The following is a 23,116-nucleotide window of genomic DNA, read 5'->3' as shown; positions in this document are numbered from 1 at the left end:
CCGGTCTCATCACGCGCTCTGCTGGTCCGACTCCGCCAGCTCCTTGAGGGTCAGCAGCTGCCTGCGCGCCATCACGAGGTCGCCGACCGAGAGGGCGGGGGCCAGCCACCTGCTGGTACGAGCGACGACCTTGAGCACCAGGCGCACGTCCCGGTCCCGCGGCAGGACGGCGTACGACAGGTGGGCGCCCATGATCGTCGCCGTGAGCTCGCGGCCCGGGTCGAGCGCCACCACCCGACCCTGGTCGCGACCGAGTGCGCGGGTGAACGGGTCGCCGACCCGGGGGTCCGGCAGGTCACGCAGGTCGCGGGGTGACCGCCGGCCGAGGTTGTCGACGAGGTCATAGGAGTAGGGCGCCAGGCGCAGCTGCCGCAGGCGTGCCCAGACGGTCGCGGGGGCGGCGTCGACGGTCACGCCGCGCCAGGCCTGCAACGTCGGGGCGGTCACGAAGGCGTCGCACCCGTACGGACGGCGCACCTCGGCCTCGGTCACGCCCCACCGGTCGCCGATCACGCGCCCCACGCTAGCGATGGTCCAGTCCGCGGTGGCGCCACGCGGCGCTGGATCGGAGACTGGACCCGGACCGGGAGGCCGGATGTTGCAGGTGATCGGGGCCGGGTTCGGCCGCACGGGTACGGCATCGACCAAGGCAGCGCTCGAGATGCTCCTCGGGCAGCCGTGCTACCACATGTTCGAGGCGCTGTCGCACCTCGAGCACCAGCCCGCCTGGCTCGCGGCTGCGGCTGGTGACACCGGTGCGATGCGCGGGGTCCTCGACGGCTACGGCGCCACGGTCGACTGGCCGGGGTGCTCCCTGTGGCGTGAGCTCATGGCGCTCTACCCGGGTGCCAGGGTGCTGCTGACCGTGCGCCCGCCCGACCGGTGGTGGGACTCCTACTCCGAGACCATCCACGAGCTCATGCTCATGCCAGTCCCCGACGCTGCCGAGGTGGGCCAGGAGCTCGTCGACCTGTCGGTCTTCGGAAGAGTGCTGACCACGCGGTCCTTCGGCACGCCGTACGAGGAGCAGTCCCCGGCCGACCTCGTCGCCGCGTACGAGCAGCACAACGCCGAGGTCCGCTCCGAGGTGCCGGCGGACCGGTTGCTCGAGTATGACGTCACGCAGGGATGGGGCCCGCTCTGCGACTTCCTCTACCTGCCCGTTCCGGACGCGCCGATGCCGCGGACCAACGACCGTCAGGCCTTCCGAGAGCTGTTCGGGCTCGACGGTCCGTCCCGGGAGGTGCAGGAGCCCTACACCCAGGAGCAGATCGAGGGGCACTTCCGCACCGCGGCCGGTGACGGTGCGTCGTCTGCCGGCTGAGCCGGTCCGGTCTGTGTTGCTCGAGGCGCGACCCTTCACAGCCGGCGGAGCTCACGGCGACGGCCGCTGTCGGTGGTCCGGGGCGTCAGCCGTTGCCGACGTAGGTGACGCCAAGGCCGGGGCGGGTGTGCTCGGCGAGGAGCTCGCCGTGTAGGTCGGAAGAAGTGGTCGAACGCGTCGACCTGGGCATGTGGCTCGGCCAGCGACTCGGCCAGCGGCTGTTTGTCGAGGTAGGGGAACAGGGTGGGGTGAATGTGTTCGTTCCTGCCTTGGGTGGTCGGGGTTCGTTGGCAGCCACCACCGCAGATTCGCGGTCGAAGTGTCACCACCAAGAGCACCTGAAGTGTCACCGATGTCCTGATGCAGGTCTGTCACCGATGTCCTGCGACAGGACAACGACCGCTGTCGGTGGTGGCGCGTAGAATCGAACACATGATCGAGACGCTGGCGGGACCGGGAGCAGGTGGGGTCGAGGACCTCACCGCCTCCGACCTGCTGCGTGCGATCCGCTCCCGACGCGCCGAGGAGGAGCGGGCGGCGGCCGACCAGCTGGTGCTCGCGGCCCGGTGGGCGGACCTGCACCCCCCGGAGTCGATCCACTCCGCCGCGGCGTTCACGGTGCCGGGCTCCGAGCACGAGGAGCCCATCGCCGGTGAGGGTGCGCCGCTGGTGGCGGAGTTCTGCCTCGCCGAGCTCGGCGGGGTCCTCGGGACCTCGACCACGGCGGCGAAGAAGCTCGTCGGGCATGCCCTCGAGCTGCGCCACCGGCTCCCGCGGTTGTGGGCCCAGGTCCTGGCCGGGCGGGTGCCTGCCTGGCGGGCCCGCCTGGTGGCCGAGACGACCATCCACGCGACGCCCGCGCTGACCCAGGAGGCGGCGGGGTTCGTGGACGCGCAGGTGGCCGCCGTGGCGGGGAGGGTCGGTCCGGCGCAGCTCGACCGGCTCGTGGCCGAGGCGATCAAGCGGTTCGACCTCGCCGAGGCGGATCCGGCCGCGGATCCGGAGGACGGCTACCTGTCGGTCGACCCGCGGCACGTGACGATCCATGACGAGGACGTGCACTTCGCCGGGACGATGCGGCTGGAGGCCGAGCTCGACATCGCCGACGCCGTCGACCTCGACCGGGCACTCGCCCACGGCGCCGCCACGCTGAAGGCCCTCGGCTCCCAGGCGCCGCTCGGGGCCCGCCGCTCCGCAGCCCTCGGTGACCTCGCGAGGACGCAGACCGCCCTCGACCTCGCCGGCCCCGGTGCGGATCGCGAGCACCTGCCGCCTGCGCGGGAGGTGGTGCTGCACGCGCACTTCGACGCCGGCTTCTCGGGCGAGGCGACCGTGTTCGGTCCGACCGGTCGGATGGAGGAGGGCCAGCGCCTCGTGCTGCTGGACCAGGTCAAGGACTGGTGCGCCGACTCCCGGACCAAGGTCACCATCAAGCCCGTCCTCGACCTCAACGCCCAGCTCACCACCTCGACGTACGAGGTCCCCGACCGGATCCGCGAGCAGGTCGTTCTCCGGGACCGCACGTGCGTGTTCCCGTGGTGCACCCGCCCCGCGCGCGGCTGCGACGTCGACCACGTGATCGAGCACGACCACGGCGCCGCGGCCGAGGGCCTTCCCCAACCGGGACCCACCGCGACCTGGAACCTCGCCTGCCTGTGCAGGTTCCACCACCGCCTCAAGACCCACACCGCCTGGACCTACCGGATGACCGAGCCAGGCTGCTTCGAGTGGACCAGCCCCCACGGTCACCGCTACCGACGCGACCTGACCGGCACCAGCCCGATCGATCCTGCCGAGCCGCCCGACCCGACTGCGATCCCGCGACCTCGCCGACCATGACCCCGCCCCACACCCCGCCACCCACCAGGTAGCGGGGCCACAGGTATGTCCCTGGCGGCCCGCTCCCGAGCCAGTCCCGTGCAGGTAGTTCCCGACGACTGGTCGGCGTATCCAGCCGATAGACCCGGAGTGCCAATGACCCGGGCGATGCCTGCTTCACGCCGCCAGGTGGCCTGGAGGCTGTGGAGCCCTCCGTTCGTCGCGCCCGCCGCGCGGGACCCCGGCTGCCGCACGATCTGGACGGCCCCTCGACGTGGGTGGACGACAAGCAGCGGGTCCGTTCGTCTTCCCCGCGTTCGCTCACCCTTGGGGGGATCGGGCGCTGCGCCGGCGGAGGGAGGCGATCGCCTCGAGCAGGGGTGCGTGCTCCCGGGCTTGACGTGCTGCCTGGTTCAACAGGGATGCCGCCGTGGTGGCCCGGCCCGTCGCCAGCGCGACGTGCGCGGCACGCCAGCGGCAGTAGGCGGCGTCGTGTGGCCGGTTGACCTTGTCCCACTCGCGTGCGGCTCGCACCCATGCCTCGACCGTCTGTCGGTCAGCCAACCGGTCCATCTCAGCGGCGTACGTCGCCGAAGTCGCGTGTCGTGACGCATCTACGGCGGAGTAGGGGTCGGGCGGTAGCTCGGCTGTGGTCGACCGCCTCTCCTCGAGGCTGGATGCGAGTGCCTCTGCCCGCCGCCGGCGTCCTGAAGCGGGGGTGCTGCCGGCGACGTCAGCGGCCGCACGCGCGGTCAGGGCGAAGATCGCTTCGTCCGGCTGAGTCTCTCCCGCAGCGATCTCGCGGTCCAGGTGGGCCGTGAGGCGGGCGAGGGCGCGTTCGGGCTGCTGGCACCACAGCTCGACGAGGGCCGCATGCGGGACGCACCATGCGTGGAGGGTGGCGGGAAGCCGGTCGACATCGGTCAACCGGACGGCTGCGGTGCTGTCCCCTCTCATGGCATCGAGCCGTATCCGGGCCAGGCGGAGGAGCCAGCGGTCGTGCGACACAGGAACGTCGGTCTCGGGGTCGATGCCCGCAGCCGCCCGGGCCGTCTGGCCCGCCCGCCATGCTGCCTCTGCCACGTTGAAGCGGAGTATCGATTCCGGGAAGGACGCGATGTGCCAGGTCCGTGCCGCTTCGAGGCCCGGCCGGGCCGCCTCCTCCACCTCGTCGGGGTCCGCGCCAACGGTGAGGAGCAGGTCCGTGAAGAAGCCGGCAGCGTGGATGTCCCCATGGGGGTCGGGCGTCGTCGGATCGCTGATGGTCAGGGTGGCCATACGGGCGAGCGCACCGGCCCGGTCCCCGAGCACGAAGTCGTTCCCTGCCTGCATGACGCGCAGCTTCCGCCCCTGCAGGCGGTCGCCGATGGCGACGCTGACCTCCACCCCAGTCGCAAGATCACGAGCGGCCTCGTCGACCCGTCCGCGCTCGGCCCGGGTGCCCGCGCGCTCCATCAGGGCCCTCACGTAGCCCGGCGACGGCGGCAGGTGCTCGTACAGGTCGATGGCCCTGTCCATGAGGGCGGGTCCTGTCGGGTCTCCGTGGAAGCTCCGGTTCCCGCCGACCCTCGCGTACAGTTCGGCGGCCTCTTCGGGCCTCAAGGTCGGCGCCCACTCCAAGGCAGACTCGAGGAGTCCGATCTCGTGCTCGAGGATCCTGTCCGACTCGCCCAAGGCATCGCATGCCGCCGCCAACGCCGGCCAACGTCGTAGGGGCGGCGAACCAGCCGACGCTGCCCCCGGGGGCCAGAGCTCCAGGACGCGCAGCCACTGCTCAGCGGCGTTGGCGGTTGCCACGCGGGCCTCTGCCTCCCGCGCGGCGCGGATCCGCCACTCCAGCTCGCGTGTCGTGTCGCCGACGGCCTGCCAATGCGTCGCGATCTCGGCCGCCGCCGGGTCGGGACCTTCGGCGAGGACAGAAGCGATTCTCCGGTGCTGGTCCGCGGCTTCGCTCGCAAACAGGTGCCGGCGGACCGTCTCGGCGAGCAACGGGTGACGTAGCGAGACCTTGTTCGACGTGAAGGGCTCTGACAGCAACCGGCGGTCGGCGAGCTCGCGTTCCGCCGAGACCAAGCCGTCGTTGGTCAGTTCCGCGACCGCGCCCACCTGGCTCTCCAGCAGGGGCCGATCCGCCACACCGAGTGCTCGTGCCACGGCCCAGGCGGTGGGGGTCAACCCCTGGAGCTTGGTGTCGAGCAGGTCGACCAGCAACCGCGGCATGTCGCCGACCCCGGTGGGGTCCGCGGCCAGCTGGTCGATGAACAGGGGGTGACCTTGGGCTCGCCGATGCACGCGGTCGACCAGATCGTTGTCGGGCGGACCCGGCAGGAGGAGGGACAGCTGCTCCTGGGTCTCGTCCCGCGTGAGGGGAGACAGCTCGAGCACCCCGACGCTCGGCAGGCGGCTCACGCGGGTGAACCAGTCCCGGGACGCTGGTGTCGTGGCAGGGTCGTCCAGCCGCCACGTCCCCAGGACGGGCACGTCCGTACCGCGCGCCAGCAGGTGCTCGAGCAGGTCGAGGGTGGCGGAGTCCGCCCAGTGCAGGTCCTCGACCAGCACCGCGAGCGGGCGCGTCGCGTGGAGCTCAACGAGGACGGCCTCGATGGACGTGAAGAGGCGTTGCCGCAGCCATCCGTCCGACGACTGTGGTTCGTCGCCAGGTTCCCCGAGCTCAGGCAGAAGGCGCCCCAACGAGCTGGACACGAACGGCGGGCACCGACCCAGCGCGTCCGTCAGCCACGTGTGGTCGTCGATCGCGTGGATGGCGCGCAGCACGTCTGCAACGGGGAGGAAGGGAACCTCCGTGGACAACGGCAGGCAGCTGCCGGAGCCCACGAACAGAGCACCTGACTCGAGTGCAGCGGCCGTGGCGACCAGCCGCGTCTTGCCCATTCCGGCCTCTCCCGCGACCAGCAGCAGCCCGGTGCCCGTTCCGAGATGCCCACGCGTCCGCGCGAGCTCGCGGCGTCGACCGGCGATCCTCGGTCCGCCTCCGTCCAGGACGCCGGCAGGCGAGCTGGCCCGAAGCCACAAGTCATGGAAGTGATCAACGTCCCCGTGCATGGCCTCCACCAACATCTCGGTGACCCCCCATGTCGGCAACCGGGGCGCCGAGAAGACGTGCGAGACCGTTGTGTGGCTGCACCCCACCTCCCGGGCGAGGAACCGGAGGCTGGGCCAACCGGACTGGTGGTGCAACTCGTGGAGGGCGTCGTTCAGGTCCCGCTGGGCACCCGGCGGGATGTCGGGCCGTGGCAGCGCACCCACACCACCTCCCACGCACAGGGGCACACGTCTCCTCTCAGGATGCACTCGACGACGCGCAGTGTCACGGGCGCGTTGTCCGACCTCGCGGAGTGGTTCGACGCACCGCAGTGGTGAGCCGACGCGTCTCGCAGGGCCACCACCCGGCGACGACGGCGAGGGGGCGCTCCTAGGATCGAGCCATGCCCAGCACCCCCGAGCAGCCCTACCTCGAGCTCCTGCCCGCCGTGGACATCAAGGGCGGCCAGGCCGTCCAGCTGGTCCAGGGGGTGGACGGGTCCGAGAAGCGGTTCGGCGACCCCATCGAGGCGGCGCTGCGCTGGCAGGAGGCGGGCGCGGAGTGGATCCACCTCGTCGACCTCGACGCGGCCTTCGGGCACGGCCACAACCGTGAGCTGCAGGCCCGGATCGTCGGCACCCTCGACATCCAGGTCGAGATGAGCGGCGGCATCCGCGACGACGAGTCGCTGGAGGCCGCGATGGCGACCGGCTGCCGCCGGGTCAACATCGGCACCGCCGCCCTCGAGCAGCCCGAGTGGTGCGCGCGCGCCATCGCGACGTACGGCGACCGGGTCGCGGTCGGGCTCGACGTCCGCGGCACGACGCTGGCCGCGCGCGGCTGGACCCGTGACGGCGGCGACCTCTACGAGACCCTGGCCCGCCTCGACTCCGAGGGCTGCGCGCGCTACGTCGTCACCGACGTCAACAAGGACGGCATGCTCCAGGGGCCCAACCTGCAGCTGCTCCGTGACGTCTGCGCTGCCACGGACAAGCCCGTCGTGGCCAGCGGCGGCGTCACGACGCTCGACGACATCCGCGCCCTCATGACGCTCGTCGACGAGGGCGTCGAGGGCGCCATCGCCGGCACCGCGCTCTACGAGGGCCGCTTCACCCTCGAGGACGCCCTCGCACTGACGAAGCCGGGGGCGTGAGCATGGAGTTCACCGACTACCACACCCGGCTGGCGGCGTACGCCCTGCTGGTCGACGAGGACGACCGGGTGCTGCTCGCGTGGTGGAACGGCGAGGGCCACAGCGACCCGGAGTGGTCGCTGCCCGGCGGCGGGATCGACTTCGACGAGCCCGTCATCGACGGGATGGTGCGCGAGGTCTTCGAGGAGACCGGCTGCCACGTCGAGCCGGGACCGCTCCTGGCCGAGCACCACTTCACCGCGCGGGGACGGACCTTCGACGGCTGGTTCCGCTCGCAGCGCTTCGTCTTCGAGGCGACCATCATCGGCGGCGAGCTCGGCACCACCGAGGTCGACGGGTCGACCGACCACGCCGCGTGGGTGCCGCTCGCCGAGCTGGAGGGCCAGCCACGCGCCGACATCGTGGACGTCGCCCTGGCCGCCCGGGCGGCGGAGCGATGAGCCTCGCGATCCGCGTCATCCCGTGCCTGGACGTCGACGGCGGCCGGGTGGTCAAGGGCATCAACTTCCAGGAGCTCCGCGACGCCGGCGACCCGGTCGAGCTCGCCCGCGTCTACGACGCCGAGGGGGCCGACGAGCTGACCTTCCTCGACATCTCCGCCTCCCACGAGGGGCGTGCCACCACGATGGAGGTGGTCAGCCGCTGCGCGGAGGAGGTGTTCATCCCGCTCACGGTGGGCGGCGGAGTCGGCAGCGTGCAGGACGTCGACCGGCTCCTGCGGGCCGGCGCCGACAAGGTGGCGGTCAACACCGCGGCGATCCGCCGGCCCGAGCTGGTCGCCGAGATCGCCGACCGCTTCGGCAACCAGGTCCTCGTGCTGAGCGTGGACGCGCGCCGCGCCGCCGGCACCCCCAGCGGCTTCGAGGTCACCACCCACGGCGGCCGCACGAGCGCCGGGCTCGACGCCATCGAGTGGGCCGTGCGCGCCGCCGAGCTCGGGGCGGGCGAGATCCTGCTCAACGCGATGGACGCCGACGGCACGACCGACGGCTTCGACCTCGAGCTGATCCGCGCCGTACGTCGCGAGGTGGCCATCCCGGTCATCGCCAGCGGGGGAGCGGGCGCGGTCGAGCACTTCGCGCCCGCCGTGGAGGCCGGGGCCGACGCCGTGCTGGCAGCGACGGTCTTCCACTTCGGGACGCTCACCATCGGTGAGGTCAAGAACGGTCTGTCCATGGCAGGTCACCCGGTCCGCTGAGGCCGTGCCCGGTCGTAGGATTCGGCCATGCTGAAGACCTCCCGGCGCGCGACCAAGCGCCACCTCGCCGTCGTCACCCTCGCGTCCGCCGCGATCGCGCTCTCCGCGTGCGCCCCGACCGACGAGACCGACAGCGGCACCGACTCCGGCTCGGACAGCTCGGAGACCTCCGACTCCGCGTCGCCCGCCGCCGACGAGTGCACGCCGGACACGATGGAGACCGTCGCCGACGGCACCCTCACGATCGCGACCGACGACCCCGCCTACGAGCCGTGGTTCGTCGACAACGACCCCACCAACGGTGAGGGCTACGAGTCCGCCGTGGCGTACGCCGTCGCCGAGCAGCTCGGCTACACCCAGGAGCAGGTCACCTGGGTCAAGGTCCCGTTCAACAAGGTCGTCCAGCCCGGCCCCAAGGAGTTCGACTTCGACGTCAACCAGGTCTCCATCACCGAGGCCCGCCGCAAGGCCGTCGACTTCTCCTCCGGCTACTACGACGTCGTCCAGACCGTCATCACCAACAAGGGCAGCGCGATCGACGGCGCGACGAGCCTCGACGAACTCGCCGACGCGAAGCTGGGTGCCCAGGTCGGCACCACGAGCTACACCGCGATCACCGACCAGATCCAGCCGTCCGCGGACCCCGCCGTCTTCGACACCAACGACCAGGCGGTCCAGGCGCTCAAGAACGGCCAGATCGACGGCATCGTCGTCGACCTGCCGACGGCCTACTTCATGACGGCCGTGCAGCTCGACGACGGCGTGATCGTCGGCCAGCTGCCGCTGCCCGACGGCGAGCCCGAGCAGTTCGGCGCCGTCCTGGCCAAGGACAGCCCGCTGACCGACTGCGTCTCCGCGGCCGTCGACACGCTGCGCGAGGACGGCGTCCTCGACCAGATCGGCCAGGAGTGGCTGGCCCAGCAGGGCGCCCCCGAGCTGTCCTGAGGGCCGACCCCGTGACTGACCAGGTGGACACCGCCTGGGAGCCCTCCGAGGTCCAGCGCGAGCGCGAGCAGTGGCGGCGCCGGCGCACGGTCCGCAGCGCCGTCATCGCGTCGAGCAGCACCGTGCTGCTGCTCGGCGCCGTCGGCGCCCTGGTGGTCAGCTCGCCGGGCTGGGAGCGCGTCCAGGAGACCTACTTCGACTGGGAAAAGGCCGTCTCGTCGTTCCCGGCGGTGCTGGAGGGCCTCTGGCTCAACATCCGCGTGATGGTCCTGTGCGCCGTCCTCATCGTCGCGCTGAGCCTGACCATCGCGGTGATGCGCACCATCCGCGGTCCCGTCGCGTTCCCGCTGCGCCTGGTGGGCACGGCGTACGTCGACGTCTTCCGCGGCCTGCCGCTGCTCCTGGTGATCTTCCTGCTCGGCTTCGGCGGCCCCGCGCTCAGCCTGTCCGGCCTGCCCACGTCGGCCCTCTTCTGGGGGTGCACGGCGCTGGTGCTGTCCTACTCGGCGTACGTCGCCGAGGTGTTCCGGGCCGGCATCGAGTCGGTCCACCCCAGCCAGCGCCTGGCCGGGCGGTCGCTGGGCCTGACCTACGGGCAGACGCTGCGCCACGTGGTGCTGCCCCAGGCGTGGCGTCGCGTCATCCCGCCGCTGATGAACGACCTCGTCTCGCTGCAGAAGGACTCCGGCCTGATCGCTGTGCTCGGCGTCGTCGACGCGATCCGGGCGGCGCAGATCCAGACGGCCATCGACTTCAACTACACGCCCTACGTCGTGGCCGGCGTGCTGTTCTGCTGCCTCACCATCCCGATGGCGAGGCTGACCGACCGCTACGCCCGCAAGAAGGGCTACCACGGGGCAGGGGGCCACCTGTGACGACACCTGTGACGAGCCCCGCCGGCAGCGAGCTGCTGCGACTCCACGGCGTGCGCAAGTCGTTCGGCGACCACGTCGTGCTGCGCGACGTCGACCTCACCGTCGAGCCCGGCCAGTGCGTCGTTCTGATCGGCGCCTCGGGCTCGGGCAAGTCGACGCTGCTGCGGTGCGTCAACCTCCTCGAGGTCGTCGACGACGGCGTGATCACCTTCGAGGGCCGCGACATCACCGACCCGCGTGTGGACGGCGACGAGGTGCGCTCGCGGATGGGCATGGTCTTCCAGGCCTACAACCTGTTCCCGCACCTCGACGTCATCGGCAACGTGACCCTGGCGCTGCGACTGGTGCACGGGGTGGGCGCAGAGGAGGCGCGCGCGCGCGGCCTGGCCATGCTCGAGCGCGTCGGGCTGTCCGCCAAGGCGGCGGCGCGACCCGACGACCTGTCCGGCGGGCAGCAGCAGCGGGTGGCGATCGCGCGGGCCCTGGTGGCCAACCCGCGGCTGATGCTCCTCGACGAGGTGACGAGCGCGCTCGACCCCGAGCTCGTCGGCGAGGTGCTCGACCTGCTCACCGACCTCAAGGGCGAGGGCGTCACGATGCTCCTCAACACCCACGAGATGGGCTTCGCGCGCGACGTCGCCGACGAGGTCTGCTTCCTGCACGACGGGCACATCCACGAGCGGGGCCGGCCCGAGCAGGTGCTCGGCGACCCGCAGCAGGAGCGCACGCGCGCCTTCCTGTCGCGCATCCGGGCGTCGTGATCCGTTCCTCCTGATTCGCCCGCGGTCGGTGCCGAGGAATAGCCTTGCCGAGTCGGTTGGTTGCCTTCGGCAACCGACCAGCGGAGACAGCGGACGACGAGGAGGCGGGCGACACCTGTGGGCGACGACACGGAGGTCCGGGGCAGCACCACTCTCGACGGCTTCCGGGTCCTGTGGGTCGGCATCAAGCGCGAGCCCATCGTCTTCACGGTCGCGACGCTGGGAGCCGTGCTCTTCGGCGTGCTCACCGTGGCCGACGCGTGGGTGCTCGGCTGGGCCACCCAGCACGTCCTGATCCCGGCGTTCGAGACCGGTGAGATCGGCACCGACATGCTGGTCTGGGTGGTGGCGCTCTTCATGGGCGTCGCGATCCTGCGAGCCGTCGGGATCGTCGCGCGGCGCCTCGGCGGCGGCATCATGTACTACCGGATGCAGTCCCACACGCGACGCGGCGTCACCCGTCAGTACCTCTCCCTGCCGATGGAGTGGCACCAGCGCCACCCGACGGGCCAGCTGCTCTCCAACGCCTACTCCGACGTCGAGGCGGCGTGGGCGCCGATCATGCCGCTGCCGATGGCGCTGGGCACGATCGTGATGATGGTCGTCGCGGTGGTCCAGATGTTCATCGCCGACGTCGTGCTGGCGCTGGTCGGCCTGCTGGTCTTCCCGGCCGTCGTGGTGGCCAACCTGCTCTACCAGCGCTTCTCCTCCCCGCTGATGACCCGCGCCCAGGGCCTGCGTGCCGAGGTGAGCGAGATCGCCCACGAGTCCTTCGACGGCGCGATGGTCGTCAAGACGCTCGGGCGCGAGGTCGAGGAGACCGACCGGTTCCGCGCGAAGGCGCACGAGCTGCGCGACGTCAACGTGCGCGCCGGCCGCTTCCGCGCGATCTTCGACCCGACCCTGGCCAGCCTGCCCAACCTCGGGGTGCTCGTCGTCCTCGCCGTCGGCGTCTCGCGCGTCACCACGGGCGCCACGGAGGCGGGCGACGTGGTGACGGTCGCCTACCTGCTCACGATCGTCTCCTTCCCGATCCGTGCGATCGGGTGGTTGCTCGGCGAGTTCCCGCGCTCGGTCGTGGGCTACCGCCGCGCCAAGGCGGTGCTCGACGCGACCGGCAGCATGTCCTACGGCCACGACGAGCTGCCCGCGCGCACGACGACGGGCGCCCTGCTCGAGGTCGAGGACCTCCACTACTCCTACGACGCCGACGCGCCGCTGCTGCGCGGCGTCGACTTCGACGTGCTCCCCGGGCGCACCGTCGCCCTCGTCGGTGCCACCGCGTCCGGCAAGAGCACGCTGACCAGCCTGATGACCCGCCTGGTCGACCCCGACGAGGGCCGCATCCGCCTCGACGGCCACGACCTCACGGGCCTGCGCAAGGGCGAGCTGCCGCGCGACGTGGCGCTCGTGCCCCAGACGGCCTTCATGTTCGACGACACCGTCCGCGGCAACGTCACCCTCGGCGCCGACGTCCCCGACGCGGACGTATGGGCCGCCCTGCGCACCGCCCAGGCCGACGGCTTCGTCGCCGCCCTCCCCGAGGGCCTCGACACCAGGCTGGGGGAGCGCGGCACCTCGCTCTCCGGCGGGCAGCGCCAGCGCCTCTCGCTCGCCCGGGCACTGGTGCGACGCCCGCGGCTGCTGATCCTCGACGACGCGACGTCCGCGGTCGACCCGGAGGTCGAGGCGCGCATCCTCGCCTCGCTGCGCGACGACCGCGACGGAGACGGCGACGGCGACGGCTCGGCCGCGTCGCTCGTCGTCGTGGCCTACCGCAAGGCGACGATCTCGCTGGCCGACGAGGTCGTGCACCTCGACGAGGGGCGCATCGTCGGCCGCGGCACCCACGCCGAGCTGCTGGCCACCAGCCCGGCCTACGCCCAGCTGGTCAACGCCTACGAGACCGAGGCGGCGCTCGATGCCGACGCGGGATCCACCACCGAGGGAAGGGGTCGCCCATGAGCAGCACCGCTCCCACCTCCGGAACCCGGATGGACACCGGCGAGGACATCGGCGCGATCGCCACCCTCCGGCTCGGCATGCGCTACTCACCCGAGCTGCGCGAGGGCCTCGGGCTGACGCTGCTCTACGCGGTGATCGCCTCGTGCGGCCAGGTCGTCGTCCCGATCGCGGTCCAGCAGACGCTCGACCGCGGGCTCAACGGCCCCGGCGGCCCCCGTCTCGACTACGTCGCCTGGATGGGCGTGCTCGCCGCCCTCGCGATCGCGGTGACGAGCTGGGCGTCCTACATGATGACCAACCGGCTTTTCACCACCTCCGAGCGTGGGCTGGCGACCCTGCGCACGAAGGCGTTCCGCCACGTCCACGACCTCCCGCTCCTCACCCAGAACACCGAGCGCCGCGGCGCCCTGGTGTCCCGGGTGACCAGCGACGTCGACCAGGTCAGCCAGTTCCTCGTCTTCGGCGGGCTGATCTTCGTCGTCAGCATCGGGCAGGTGCTGGTCGCGACCGTGCTCATGGTGGTCTACAGCTGGCAGCTCGCGCTGGTGGTCTGGCTGGCGTTCGCCCCGCTGTTCCTCTCCATCCGCTGGTTCCAGAAGAAGCTGTCAGCCGCCTACACCGTCGTACGCCACCAGGTGGGCGTGCTGCTGGGCGCCATCTCGGAGCCGGTCGTCGGCGCCGCCGTCGTCCGCTCCTACGGCGTCGAGGACCGCACCCAGGCGCGCATCGACACCGCCATCCAGGACTGGCAGGACGCCTACACCCACGCGCAGACCTACACGGTCACCTCGTTCTCCCTCGGCGGCCTGTCCGCCGGCCTGGCCAACGCCGGCGTGATCGTGATCGGCGTGCTGCTCGGCTTCACCGGCGACATGACGCCGGGCCGGGTCCTGGCCTTCGCGTTCCTCGTGACCCTGTTCGTGGGTCCGGTGCAGATGGGCACCCAGATCCTCACCGACGCCCAGAACGCGATCGCCAGCTGGCGCCGCGTGCTCGGCATCCTCGAGACGCCGGCCGACCTCGTCGACCCGGGAGCCGACGGCGAGGTCCTGCCCCGGGGGCCGATCGACGTCCGGTTCGCCGACGTCACCTTCGCCTACCCCGACGGCCCGCCGGTGCTCCGGGAGGTCGACCTCGCGATCGCCGCCGGCACCCGCGTGGCGATCGTCGGGGAGACCGGCTCGGGCAAGTCCACCTTCGCCAAGCTGCTCACCCGCCTGATGGACCCGACCCACGGCGCGGTGCTGCTCGACGGCGTCGACGTACGCCGCATCGAGGCGCGGTCCCTGCGGCGCAGCGTCGTGCTCGTGCCGCAGGAGGGCTTCCTGTTCGACGACTCCATCGCGGCCAACGTGCGCTACGGCAAGCTCGACGCCACCGAGGACGAGATCCGTGCCTCGGCGGTCGAGCTGGGCGTCGACGACTGGCTGCGCGGCCTCCCGCGCGGCCTGCAGACCCAGGTGGGCCAGCGCGGCGAGTCGCTCTCGGCCGGCGAGCGCCAGCTGGTCGCGCTCCTGCGCGCCCACCTCGCCGACCCGGACCTCCTGGTCCTCGACGAGGCCACCAGCGCCGTCGACCCCGCGCTGGAGATGCAGATCGGCCGCGCCCTCGAACGGCTGATGCAGTCGCGGACCTCGGTCACCATCGCGCACCGGCTGTCCACGGCCGAGAGCGCAGACGAGGTGATCGTGGTCGACAAGGGACGGGTGGTGCAGCGTGGCCCGCACCGCGAGCTCGTCACCCAGGCCGGCAGCGTCTACGCCGGCCTCCACGCGAGCTGGGTCGCGCAGCACTCGCGGGTGTAGCCCGGGCGAGGCGACGCCGCGACCTGCCTCCCGGACGGGAGGCGGGGATCAGGAGGCGAGCAGCTGGCTGATGAGCAGGTCCGCGTCGAACGCGTCGGACTCCGAGCCGGGGGAGACCACCGCGACGGTGCGCGCGATGAAGTCGAGGACGTCCGAGGCGCGGGCCAGCAGCACGAGGTGACCGTCGGGAGAGCTGAGCTCGATCGAGACCATGGCGCGACCGCTGAGGCCGATGGCGGGGGACACGTGCACGTCGCCGTCGCCGGCCGGGGCCTCCGTGCCGCGGATCAGCAGGTCGCGACCGAAGGTCCACACGAGGTTGCCGTCGGAGGTGACGAAGGTCATCGCGACCGCGAACGGGTCCGAGGCGGCATAGCTGAGCACGGTGTCGATCTCGTGGCGGATGCCGCGGTCGTCCATGCACTCGACGGTGATGTCCAACGCGACGTCGGACAGGGTGTGCCCGCTACCGGACATGTTCATCGAGAGCTCCTTGTGTTCGCCCGAAGTGTGTGAGGGGTTCCTCCGGGTTGCGTGCCAATGAGACGGCATCCCGGGATGCTCGTGATGCAAAACGGCAAAAGATGATCCGGGCTGGTCCAGACCGGGCCTTGAGACCGGCTCCTGGCGAACTTGACGGTAACCCGTGCTTTCGCCTGCAGCGCAACTCGTGGTCCCCCCGGGTAGGTTCGTCCCATGACGGGGGCAGCCAAGCGCATCGGTCTCGAGGTCCTGGGCTGGACCCTGCTCGTTCTCGGCATCGCGGCGGTGTTCCTGCCGGGGCCCGGGCTGCTCGGCATCTTCGCCGGCCTCGCGCTCCTGTCGCAGCAGTACGACTGGGCCGAGAAGCGGGTCGAGCCGGTCCGGCTGCGGGCGATGCTCGGTGCCGCCGAGAGCGTCGAGACGTGGCCCCGGATCGTCGCCTCCTGCCTGGGCGCGGTCGTCCTGGCGGCGTGCGGCGTGCTGTGGATCATGAAGCCGCCCGCCCCGGACTGGTGGCCGGTGTCCGACACGTGGTGGCTGCCCGGCGGGATCTGGACGGGCGTCACCCAGGTGGCGTCCGCCTTCATCGCGGTGGGCCTGATCATCTACAGCTACCGTCGCTTCCACGGTCACCCCGAGAAGGCCGACGAGCTGCGCAGCGACATCAAGGCCCGCGGCCGCAAGTCGGAGGACCGTGCCGTCGGCGCCGACACCTGACCCGGATTCCGGCTCGGGCCCCACCATGGGATACGGTTCTGCCGAGCTTGGGCGATTGGCGCAGTGGTAGCGCGCTTCGTTCACACCGAAGAGGTCACTGGTTCGAACCCAGTATCGCCCACCAAGATCATCGAGAGCCGCGCTTCCGGGTGGTAGCGCGGCTCTGTTGTTCGCACCGAAGAGGTCACTGGTTCGAACCCAGTATCGCCCACCAAGATCATCGAAAGCCGCGCTTCCGGGCGGTAGCGCGGCTCTGCTGTTCGCACCGGGTGTCCACGGGACACCGGCGGCAGGGTCCACCGACGGACGGCTCACAGTGGGACAACGACGCACGGCCACCCGAGGTGACGCCCCCCGACGGCACCGTGTCGGCCCGCCCACCGAGTCGCCGGGCGTCCGCTCTGGCGGCGGCCCTCCGACCCGCGCATGATGTCTGACGGGAGCGTCTCGACCTGGAGGGGTGACGGGGGTGTCCGAGCAGACGTTGGTACGGAACGTGGAGGCCGCGCTGCGCGAGCTCGGGGTCCACGACGAGGTGGTCGCGGCCGGCCAGTTCCAGCCACGCGGTCACACGGGGAGCATGTTCGCCGCCGGCATGATCGGCGACAGCCTGGCCGGCGGGTCCGGCGGTGTGCCGGACTCCGTGGCGACGGCCGGCGGCGCGCTGGCCGGCGCACGGATGCACGACGCCGCGAGCGGGCTGCCGACGAACATGCTGGTCGGGGTGACGGCGACGCACGTCTACGGCTTCGACGCCGCCCACCGGAGCAGTCCCGCCGGTGCGCTGGTCTTCAGCGTGTCACGCAGCCGGCTGGAGGTGCGGGTCCACCAGCGCGTCAACGTGAGGATCCTCGAGCTGGTCGACGGCTCCACCGGGTCCTCCGTCCAGCTCGAGGGCAACCGGGTGCCGCTCACCCACAGCAAGGACGTCATCGACGTCCTCCGCGGCTGAGCCGGCGGTCCGGCAGGGGTGATCGGCTCAGGACCGACGGTCGAGCCCCACCCAGCGCCGGGCGGCGTCCGAGCTCACCGCGATCAGGATCAGGACGGTGATCGCGGTGCTCGCCAGGACGAGGAAGTGGGCCTCGTCCGCGGCGCTCAGGTCGGCCAGCTGCGTGATCGCCTCCGCGGTGCAGACGACCATCAGGGTGGTCCGTGCCCAGGCGTGGTGGGCGAGCGTGAACACCCAGAGACCGAGGAGGCACAGCGCGCTGATGCCCATGACGGCGACCTCGCGGGTCGAGGCCGTGGTCGGGAGGTCGTCGCCGAGGAAGACGGCGACGAGCGCGGTCGCCAGGGTGACCCCGGCCTTGGCCATGCTCATCGCGGCCGCCGCCAGGAGGCTCGGTGGGGGCATCCGGTGGGACCCCGCGCGCGAGGACGCATCGGTCTCCGGCTCCGCGACCGCGGGCTCGGGCGCCTCCAGGCCGGTCAGGTCGAGGATCGGCAGGCTTCCGTCGGTGCGGACGACGTCGCCGCCTCCGTTGCGGGTGGTGAAGGCGCTGGAGTAGTCCCTGATGACCCGGAGGGACGCCTCCGGGGTCGCGTAGCGGACGGTGTCGATGACGTAGTCCCGCTCGATGTCGATGTCGGCGTCCACGCGGTGCGTCACCTGGAGGGTGAACAGGGAGACCCCCACGGCCCGGTCGTACGTCGCCGCGGCCAGCCATTGCACCTCGAACCCCCCGGGCAGCCGCCACCCCTCGGGGACCGGCCAGAAGCGCACGTGGTGGCGCTGGGACGGGTTGCCGTCGACCTCCTGTTGGTAGGCGAACGCCTGCCTCCGTCCGAAGAGGAACAGCGACGAGACCGGTGCCTCCGGGTAGGGCCGGCGCAGCACCGAGGAGACCACGATCCTCCACGAGGACCGGATCGTGAGCTCGTCGGCACGGGTCCAGCTGGCACGACGCATGGCGGCGTGGATGACGCCCTCGTCCCCGTCCAGGGCGAGGTTGATCGGGTCACCGAGCACACCGATGTCGGTGAGGGAGCGCCCGATGAAGTAGTCCGGGACGTAGATCCTCGAGAGCACCTCCTGCAGGCGGGGGAGCCCCACGTAGGCCAGGAGCACCCAGAACAGGAACACCGAGGCGATCGCGTACCAGCCGTCGTCGAGGCCGACGGTGACCACGATCCATCCCAGCCACATGACGAGCGCTGTGCCGATGAGGAAGAAGGCGCCGTCGACGATCTGCTGGACGGGCCACAGCGGCGTGCCCGAGACGTCGTCCGGTGCCAGCTCGAACCTGGGCGGTGACGTCGGGGGCGGGGTGTCCACGGCGTCGCCGCGGCGCCAGTCGTCGGCGGGCTCGACCCTCATGGGCTGACCTCCTGCCTCGCCACTAGCCTCGGTCCATGAGGGCGCGCTCCGGACCAGGTGACGGCTGGGTCGACGAGTGGCTCGAGGTCGCAGGGACGTCGGTCCACTGCCGGCGCAGCACCGACGGCGACGGTGTCCCCCTCGTCCACCTGCACGGCTTCGCGATCTCCGGGGCCTACCTGATGCCGACCGCCAGGGCTCTCGCCGGTCGGGGGGTCAACGTGGTGCCGGACCTCCCCGGCTACGGGCGCAGCGAGCGCCGGGGGAGCGTCCTCGACATCCCGGGCCTGGCCGAGAGCGCGATCACCATCCTCGACCGGCTCGACATCGACCGGGCCGTTCTGGTCGGGAACTCGATGGGCTGCGCCGTCAGCCTGGAGGTCGCCCACATGGCGCCCGAGCGGGTCCACCGCCTCGTCCTGGTCTCGCCGGCCGGCGGCGTGCACAACCAGCCCCTCGGCCGCGCCGTCGGCCAGCTGGCGCGGGACGCGTTCCGCGAGAGCCCGCGGATGTTCCCGGTCGCCTTCCCGGACTACGTGAGGTTCGGGCCGCTGAACGGGCTGCGCCTCTTCAGCGAGCTGACCCGCTTCCCGTCGCTGGAGCGACTGCTCCACACGCCCGTCCCCACGCTCGCCGTCCTCGGGACCCGCGATCCGCTCCTGCCGTCGCCCGACCGCATCCGTGAGGTGGCCCGGCGCGCCCCTGAGCACCTGACGGTCGCCCTCGTCGACCGCGCGGCGCACGCGGTGAACTTCAGCCATCCCGTCGAACTGGCAGGCGTCACCGCGCTGTGGCTCGACGACGCGATCGGTGACGGCAGGCTCCTCCCACCCGGGGTGCGGGTGGTGGCGGCCGCCTGACCCGACCCCGGCGGCCCGCGCGTCGGCTCGAGCGACGGTCGGGGGCACGCCGTCAACCGCGTGCCATCGCGTCGACGCAGACCGTGATGGCCAGGATCAGCGCGACGTCCTGGCCCTCGGCGACCTGGACCCCGTAGGTGTCGCGGACCCGGAACCACTTCTTCGACACCCGGGCCACCGTGTCGCCGTCGCGTTCGATCTCGTACTCGTGGTCGACGATGTTGCCGTGGGCCTTGAGGTCCTCGCCGCCGTCCACCTCGATGACGTAGTGGTCGCGGATGCCGAGGAGTCGCTTGTGGACCGTCGCGGTGGTGCTGCCGTGCTCGATGGTCATCTTGTCGCGCACCGACAGCTTCTTCTCCTGGATCTTGCACAGCGCGCTGCCACTCGCGTCCTCCAGGACGAAGGTCTCGCGCCACCGGACGGCCTTGCCGTCGACCTTGTAGACCCGATGACCCTGGTCGTCCTCGATCCAGTAGTCGTCCCCGATCGCGATCATCTTCTCGCGCATCCTGAACGTGGCGCCCCCGAGGTCGCGATCACGCAGTCCCATCGTCCCTCCTCGTGCCGGGCGTCCCGGCCACCTCGAGCATCACGTGGCGCGGCCGTGGGCGACTTCCTCCGCGACGGGTGATCCACGCGGGCCGGCACGAGGCGGACCATGGGCGCACACGTTGTCGCGGCGAGGAGGTGCCTGATGGGCACGACCGGTGCAGTCCCCTGGGGTCCGTTGGCCGTCGTCGCCGGAGGAGTCGTGACGTACGTGGTCGGAAGACGTGCGGTCCACGCCGCGGTCCGGGCGGCGCTCGGCGAGCTCGACTACCGGGCGAGCGACCTGGGCTCGTTGATCACCCGGCGACGCTGAGCCGGGCCCGCGCCTCGGCTCAGGCCAGGACTTTCGCCTTGGCCTGCTCGTACTCGGCGGGGGACAGGACACCGCTGTCGCGCAGCTCGGCCAGGCGCTGCAGCTCGTCCGACACCTGCGGCGCGGGCGCCCGCTGCGACTCGTAGATCGCCATGCGCTCCATCGCCGCCTCGCGGCTGCGCTGGTTCATCGAGTCGCCGCGCGAGATGATGTAGACGAGGGCTCCCAGCCACGGGATGAGGACGATGAAGATCGTCCAGAGGGCCTTCTTGCCACCGCTCATGGTGTCGTCCCGGAAGATGTCGGCCAGGATGTGGATCAGGAGCGAGATCCAGGCCAGCAGGATCGTGAACCAGAAGATCGAGACGATCACGTCCCAGAATCCGAAGTCGTCTGACATGGCTACCTGCTCCTGCGCTGGTGGGACGGAACCGGGGGACGGGACGGGTTCGCGACGCCGAAGCTCGGCGACGCCGGCCGGTCAGTAGCCCTCGAGGGACCGGCGGTCGCCGTGGACCGTGACGGCATAGATCACCAGGAAGTTGACGGTGATCATGATGAGCGACCACAGGGGATAGGCCGCCATGAAGACAAGGTTGGCGATGGAGCTCGCCACCGCGAGGACGATGGCCACGATCCTGGCCCACATCGCGCCTCGGAGGAGCGCACCGCCCGCGCCGGCCACGAGGATCCCGAGGAGCAGGTGCGTCCACCCCCAGGTCGCGTAGTCGACGCTCACGACGAGGCCGCTCTCACCGACGCGGTAGTAGTCCTCGTCGAAGATGCCGACGAGGCCGGCGATCGCGTGGAAGCACCCGAGGATCACCATCAGGGTGCTGGCGAACACGATCCAGCCCGACCACGCACCTCCCGTGGACCTGCGGTCCTGCACCGGGGCCGATGTCGACATCAGCTCGCCTCCTGTCGTTCGTGCTCGTGCCATCAGCATGGGGACAGCGCAACGGCAGGGCCTCACCCACCGGGGGTGACGCGGGGAGCCCCCGGACGGCGCACCGTGACGGGATGGTGGACGAGGACCAGGCCTTCGAGTACGACGTTCAGCTGACCCGGCTGCCGAGCGACACGCTCCGCCAGCGCTACCCCCACATGACGGTGCGGAGCACCGCAGCGCAGACCGCGCTCCGCCGGCGCGTCGACGGACCCGCGGAGCTCAGCGCCCTGCTCGTCGAGATCGGCACGCTCGGCCTCACGCTGACCGACGTGCACCGCGTGGCGAGCGTCGAGGACGGCCCCGCCGGCGCGGGGCTCTACGAGCTCAGGGTGCTCGGCGAGCTGGGCGAGCCCTCGCTGCGCTACCTGAAGTGCACGCACTACCACGTCGAGAAGCAGGCGCTCGTGCGCCTCACCCTCGTCGCGGGGGAGCTCCACAGCTTCCTGCAGGCGTGCACCGACTGCGGCGCCGGCCTGGCTCGCGTGCACCGCGTCGGCCCCCCGAGCGTCGAGCGCCCCCGACCGCTGGTGGGCTCGGTCTAGCAGAGGCCGAGGGACCGGCCGCGGCGCACCGCGTCGACCCGGCGGTTGACCCCCAGCTTGCCGAAGATGCCCTTGAGGTGGGTCTTGACGGTGTTGGTGGACACGAAGAGCGTCGCGGCGATCTCCTCCGTGGAGTTCATCTGCGCCAGGAGCCCGAGGACCTGGCTCTCGCGCTCGGTCAGCAGCGAGGGTCGGAGCTCGTCGGCCACCAGGCCGGGGGTCGGTGCGACCGGCGCCGCTCGCGAGATTCCCCCGTCGTCCACCGCGCACGTGGCGAGGAAGCCGCGGTGCGCCCGCAGCAGACCGGGGTCGCGGTCCACCGTCCGGCGCAGCCACGCCCAGTCCCGCATCACCGCACGACGCATGCCCTCGCTCGCTGCCGAGCGGAGGGCGCGGTCGACCAGCAGCCGCGCGCGCTCCGGTCGCTGCTGGTCCTCGGCCATCCGCGCCTCGAGCAACCAGGCCTCGACCTGCAGGGCCAGGGGAGCGTGGTCGAGGTCGGTGACCGCGCGACTGAGGACGGCGAGTGCTCCGCGCACGTCTCCCACTGCCCGCCGCGCGAGCGCGACCGTGACCATGGCCTCGACCACGGCGTGCTGGGGGACCGGGGTGAGGAGGGCCATGGCGCGCCTCGGCTCGCCCGACGCGATCAGGGCCTCGGCCCGCACGACCGTCTCCAGCTCGAAGAGCCAGCCCGAGGCCGGCACCGCGCGCTCGCGCACGGCCATGAGGCGGATCGCCGCCTCGGGCGATCCCAGCGCGATCGACAGCTTCGCCTCGAGCAGGGCGTGGCTCGTCGCCAGCCAGGCGTCCGGTCCGTGCACGACGACGTCCAGGTCGTCGAGGATGCGGCCCGCGGCATCGAAGTCGGCGCGCTCGAGGGCGACCCAGGCCTGGGCGAGGAGGGCATGCTCGCGCCCGGGGCTGCCCTCCGGGTCCGCACCATCGGCGAGCACCTGCTCGGCGTGGCGCGCGGACCGCCGCAGGTCCCCCTGCAGCGCCTCGACGTGGGCCAGAGGGCCGAGGAACCGGCTGCGGCTGCCGGGGTTGGCGGCGTCCGCTCCCTGGGCGAGCACGGCGGCGACGTCGCCGCGGTCGGCGTCCTCGACCCGCTCGGCCACGAGGTGGGTCTTGAGGAGCTCGCTGAGCTCGGTGATGCTCGAGGAAGCGCTCGTCCGCGACTCGGCGAGCGGTGGGGCGACGGTCCCGGGCGCCGGGATCACCTGGGGCTCGCCCCACGTGCCGTCGGCGCGGATCTCCACCAGGGCCCAGCCCCAGGTGGGGGCGGCCGGGTCGTGGACGGCCGTGCGGGGCGCGGGCACGTCGGGAGCAGGATCGGGACCGGGGAGGCACGCAGGAGGGCGGGCCTGGAGGGACAGGGACTGCCGGGCGGGTGGGTGCAATGACATGCGGGACCCCCGAGGTCGACGAATGGCCACTCCTATTACGCACCCTTCGAGGTGAGGCGGGAACACCCGAGGCGTGATCTC

At 71.7% G+C, this 23,116-nt stretch carries 23 protein-coding genes and 1 tRNA gene; 16 read left to right on the top strand and 8 right to left on the bottom strand.

From position 1 onward, the window contains the following. Positions 1–9: 9 nt before the first annotated feature. Entirely contained in the window at positions 10–522 is a 513-nt protein-coding gene (locus tag NYO98_RS14295; RefSeq protein ID WP_268112410.1) for a hypothetical protein, read from the bottom strand. A 73-nt stretch (positions 523–595) separates the two neighbouring features. Here NYO98_RS14295 and NYO98_RS14290 point away from each other — a divergent pair, with 73 nt between their 5' ends. Beyond that, a complete protein-coding gene (locus NYO98_RS14290; protein ID WP_268112409.1) occupies positions 596–1,324 on the top strand; it encodes a sulfotransferase family protein in 729 nt (242 codons plus the stop codon). A gap of 432 nt (positions 1,325–1,756) precedes the next feature. Beyond that, the gene (locus NYO98_RS14285) at positions 1,757–3,163 is read left to right on the top strand and encodes an HNH endonuclease signature motif containing protein (protein WP_268112408.1); all 1,407 of its coding nucleotides are present in this window, start codon (positions 1,757–1,759) and stop codon (positions 3,161–3,163) included. 300 nt (positions 3,164–3,463) lie between these two features. Here the strand turns inward: NYO98_RS14285 and NYO98_RS14280 are convergent, their stop codons facing one another. Then, complete coding sequence (locus tag NYO98_RS14280; protein ID WP_268112892.1) at positions 3,464–6,205, bottom strand: ATP-binding protein; 2,742 nt, start codon at positions 6,203–6,205, stop codon at positions 3,464–3,466. Between the two features lie 383 nt (positions 6,206–6,588). Between NYO98_RS14280 and priA the strand changes: the two genes are divergently transcribed. From priA to NYO98_RS14240, 8 genes are all read left to right on the top strand, one after another. Next, a complete protein-coding gene (gene priA, locus NYO98_RS14275) occupies positions 6,589–7,338 on the top strand; it encodes a bifunctional 1-(5-phosphoribosyl)-5-((5-phosphoribosylamino)methylideneamino)imidazole-4-carboxamide isomerase/phosphoribosylanthranilate isomerase PriA (RefSeq protein WP_268112407.1) in 750 nt (249 codons plus the stop codon). Between the two features lie 2 nt (positions 7,339–7,340). Next, positions 7,341–7,778, top strand: coding sequence for an NUDIX hydrolase (locus NYO98_RS14270; protein ID WP_268112891.1), 438 nt, complete (start codon positions 7,341–7,343; stop codon positions 7,776–7,778). Continuing rightward, complete coding sequence (gene hisF, locus NYO98_RS14265) at positions 7,775–8,536, top strand: imidazole glycerol phosphate synthase subunit HisF (protein WP_268112406.1); 762 nt, start codon at positions 7,775–7,777, stop codon at positions 8,534–8,536. Before NYO98_RS14270 ends, hisF begins: the two co-directional genes overlap by 4 nt. Positions 8,537–8,563: 27 nt before the next feature. Continuing rightward, positions 8,564–9,481 (top strand): ABC transporter substrate-binding protein, encoded by a 918-nt coding sequence (locus tag NYO98_RS14260; protein ID WP_268112405.1) that lies wholly within the window; start codon positions 8,564–8,566, stop codon positions 9,479–9,481. A gap of 11 nt (positions 9,482–9,492) precedes the next feature. After that, positions 9,493–10,356, top strand: coding sequence for an amino acid ABC transporter permease (locus NYO98_RS14255; protein WP_268112404.1), 864 nt, complete (start codon positions 9,493–9,495; stop codon positions 10,354–10,356). Beyond that, positions 10,353–11,117, top strand: coding sequence for an amino acid ABC transporter ATP-binding protein (locus tag NYO98_RS14250; RefSeq protein ID WP_268112403.1), 765 nt, complete (start codon positions 10,353–10,355; stop codon positions 11,115–11,117). The genes NYO98_RS14255 and NYO98_RS14250 overlap by 4 nt, the downstream gene beginning before the upstream one ends. Before the next feature lie 117 nt (positions 11,118–11,234). After that, a complete protein-coding gene (locus NYO98_RS14245) occupies positions 11,235–13,082 on the top strand; it encodes an ABC transporter ATP-binding protein (RefSeq protein WP_268112402.1) in 1,848 nt (615 codons plus the stop codon). After that, positions 13,079–14,887, top strand: a complete 1,809-nt coding sequence (locus NYO98_RS14240) for an ABC transporter ATP-binding protein (protein ID WP_268112401.1) — start codon at positions 13,079–13,081, stop codon at positions 14,885–14,887. Before NYO98_RS14245 ends, NYO98_RS14240 begins: the two co-directional genes overlap by 4 nt. A gap of 48 nt (positions 14,888–14,935) precedes the next feature. Here the strand turns inward: NYO98_RS14240 and NYO98_RS14235 are convergent, their stop codons facing one another. Then, on the bottom strand, positions 14,936–15,370 hold the full coding sequence (locus NYO98_RS14235; RefSeq protein ID WP_268112400.1) for an SsgA family sporulation/cell division regulator: 435 nt from the start codon (positions 15,368–15,370) through the stop codon (positions 14,936–14,938). Positions 15,371–15,583: 213 nt separating this feature from the next. Here NYO98_RS14235 and NYO98_RS14230 point away from each other — a divergent pair, with 213 nt between their 5' ends. From NYO98_RS14230 to NYO98_RS14220, 3 genes are all read left to right on the top strand, one after another. Further along, positions 15,584–16,087 (top strand): PGPGW domain-containing protein, encoded by a 504-nt coding sequence (locus tag NYO98_RS14230; RefSeq protein ID WP_268112399.1) that lies wholly within the window; start codon positions 15,584–15,586, stop codon positions 16,085–16,087. Positions 16,088–16,136: 49 nt separating this feature from the next. After that, positions 16,137–16,211 (top strand) — tRNA-Val (locus NYO98_RS14225). 345 nt (positions 16,212–16,556) lie between these two features. Continuing rightward, on the top strand, positions 16,557–17,039 hold the full coding sequence (locus NYO98_RS14220) for a hypothetical protein (RefSeq protein ID WP_268112398.1): 483 nt from the start codon (positions 16,557–16,559) through the stop codon (positions 17,037–17,039). 27 nt (positions 17,040–17,066) lie between these two features. On the opposite strand, the gene NYO98_RS14215 is transcribed toward NYO98_RS14220, so the two are convergent. Continuing rightward, positions 17,067–18,407, bottom strand: coding sequence for an LssY C-terminal domain-containing protein (locus NYO98_RS14215; protein ID WP_268112397.1), 1,341 nt, complete (start codon positions 18,405–18,407; stop codon positions 17,067–17,069). 35 nt (positions 18,408–18,442) lie between these two features. Here NYO98_RS14215 and NYO98_RS14210 point away from each other — a divergent pair, with 35 nt between their 5' ends. Beyond that, positions 18,443–19,267, top strand: a complete 825-nt coding sequence (locus NYO98_RS14210; RefSeq protein ID WP_268112396.1) for an alpha/beta fold hydrolase — start codon at positions 18,443–18,445, stop codon at positions 19,265–19,267. 52 nt (positions 19,268–19,319) lie between these two features. Here NYO98_RS14210 and NYO98_RS14205 read toward each other — a convergent pair whose 3' ends face one another. Then, positions 19,320–19,820: an LURP-one-related/scramblase family protein gene (locus NYO98_RS14205; protein WP_268112395.1), complete on the bottom strand. Its 501-nt coding sequence runs from the start codon at positions 19,818–19,820 to the stop codon at positions 19,320–19,322. 144 nt (positions 19,821–19,964) lie between these two features. Between NYO98_RS14205 and NYO98_RS14200 the strand changes: the two genes are divergently transcribed. Then, positions 19,965–20,132, top strand: a complete 168-nt coding sequence (locus tag NYO98_RS14200) for a hypothetical protein (protein WP_268112394.1) — start codon at positions 19,965–19,967, stop codon at positions 20,130–20,132. A 19-nt stretch (positions 20,133–20,151) separates the two neighbouring features. Here the strand turns inward: NYO98_RS14200 and NYO98_RS14195 are convergent, their stop codons facing one another. Then, complete coding sequence (locus tag NYO98_RS14195) at positions 20,152–20,532, bottom strand: SHOCT domain-containing protein (protein WP_268112393.1); 381 nt, start codon at positions 20,530–20,532, stop codon at positions 20,152–20,154. An 81-nt stretch (positions 20,533–20,613) separates the two neighbouring features. After that, the gene (locus NYO98_RS14190) at positions 20,614–21,042 is read right to left on the bottom strand and encodes a DUF7144 family membrane protein (RefSeq protein ID WP_268112392.1); all 429 of its coding nucleotides are present in this window, start codon (positions 21,040–21,042) and stop codon (positions 20,614–20,616) included. Between the two features lie 113 nt (positions 21,043–21,155). Between NYO98_RS14190 and NYO98_RS14185 the strand changes: the two genes are divergently transcribed. Continuing rightward, on the top strand, positions 21,156–21,626 hold the full coding sequence (locus NYO98_RS14185; protein ID WP_268112391.1) for a hypothetical protein: 471 nt from the start codon (positions 21,156–21,158) through the stop codon (positions 21,624–21,626). On the opposite strand, the gene NYO98_RS14180 is transcribed toward NYO98_RS14185, so the two are convergent. Continuing rightward, positions 21,623–22,948, bottom strand: a complete 1,326-nt coding sequence (locus tag NYO98_RS14180; protein ID WP_268112390.1) for a LuxR C-terminal-related transcriptional regulator — start codon at positions 22,946–22,948, stop codon at positions 21,623–21,625. The two genes, NYO98_RS14185 and NYO98_RS14180, sit on opposite strands and share 4 nt — an antisense overlap. Between the last annotated feature and the right edge of the window lie 168 nt (positions 22,949–23,116).

Origin of the sequence: Nocardioides pini (assembly GCF_026712185.1) — a bacterium.
Classification (GTDB): Bacteria; Actinomycetota; Actinomycetes; order Propionibacteriales; family Nocardioidaceae; genus Nocardioides; species Nocardioides pini.
This window is presented reverse-complemented; position numbering and strand designations above follow the sequence as displayed.